Raw genomic sequence first — 400 nt, forward strand, 5'->3', positions numbered from 1 at the left:
ACCTGCCTGGCCGCGTAGCCGTCCAGGACCATCAGCGCGACGCCGAACGCCGCCATCGTCTCGGCGGTCGCGGTCAGCCCGCGCCGCAGCAGTACGACCGGCGCGGCCAGTACCAGCGCGGTCAGCCCGGCGAGTACCGCGGCCCGTCCGCCGATGCTGAGATATCCCCAGCTCACCACCGTGAAGACGAAGGCCGCCACGATGAGCAGCAGGCCGCCCAGCACGAGCAGCAGGTTCTGCGTGGCTTGTGCGGAAAGCTCCCGCCGGGGCGGTTTCGGCGGTGCGGGCGACCGGCGGAGTGCGGCGAGCAGCTCGGCACGGCGGGCCAGCAGGCGGGCGCGTTCCCCGTCGAGCCGGGCAAGGGATACGTCCACCTGCCACAACTCGTGCGCGACCGGCC

At 73.2% G+C, this 400-nt stretch carries 1 pseudogene; it reads right to left on the minus strand.

Features of this window, described 5'->3' with window-relative positions:
• Positions 1 to 374, minus strand: a pseudogene (locus C1J00_RS44320) (SCO7613 C-terminal domain-containing membrane protein); the annotation flags it as partial.
• Between the last annotated feature and the right edge of the window lie 26 nt (positions 375 to 400).

Origin of the sequence: Streptomyces cahuitamycinicus, from assembly GCF_002891435.1 — a bacterium.
GTDB classification, from domain to species: Bacteria; Actinomycetota; Actinomycetes; order Streptomycetales; family Streptomycetaceae; genus Streptomyces; species Streptomyces cahuitamycinicus.